The sequence below is a fragment of the Dellaglioa sp. CoH-57-MRSF-19 genome, assembly GCF_056781975.1.
In genome coordinates this window covers 1-515 of the sequence record NZ_JBXAXW010000106.1, presented here as the reverse complement: position 1 = coordinate 515, position 515 = coordinate 1, and the positions used below count along the sequence as shown (strand labels likewise).

At 54.0% G+C, this 515-nt stretch carries 2 protein-coding genes; one reads left to right on the top strand and one right to left on the bottom strand.

Going from position 1 to position 515, the window contains the following annotated elements:
• Positions 1-186: hypothetical protein (locus tag AC1RO3_RS08485; protein WP_481764002.1), on the bottom strand; the 186-nt coding region annotated here is incomplete at its 3' end.
• Positions 187-210: 24 nt separating this feature from the next.
• Between AC1RO3_RS08485 and AC1RO3_RS08480 the strand changes: the two genes are divergently transcribed.
• On the top strand, positions 211-515 hold a 305-nt coding region (locus AC1RO3_RS08480), incomplete at its 3' end, for a PD-(D/E)XK nuclease family protein (protein WP_481764001.1).

Here is a 515-nt window from a genome sequence, read left to right as displayed (position 1 = left end):
ACACGTGTCCTGTTCCTTCGCCCGTCGCAACTCCCATTTTGTCCGGTAGATTTCTTCATCCAGAACGCGATGCACGGAACCGTGCGAACGCTCGACTTCGGAGGCTGCTTCTACACACGAGTCGGAACCGTCGTCCACGAAGTGATGCAGCAGGCACTGTGCTTGAGTGGAAAGTTCCTTGCGCACTACGAGTGCAAAGAGTGTGGCACAATGCACGAGCTTTCGTACAAATACGAGTGTTGTGGTTTTCCGACCGTGTACCATGAGCTGAGCATCAACTACAAGGGCATCAGCGGCCACATCGATGCGGTGTACCGTGGTGACGACGGGAAGTTTTACATCCTCGACTTCAAAACGACGGGCATCGCAGCGGCCCCCAAAAAAGCCAAGGACCCGGGCATTGTGTACGTCGAGCAAATCGAGGCGTACGCAGTGCTTCTGGAACTCCAGTACAAGATTCCGATCGAAGGAATCATGGATGCGTTCATCCTACGTGACAATCCGAACAAAGACCC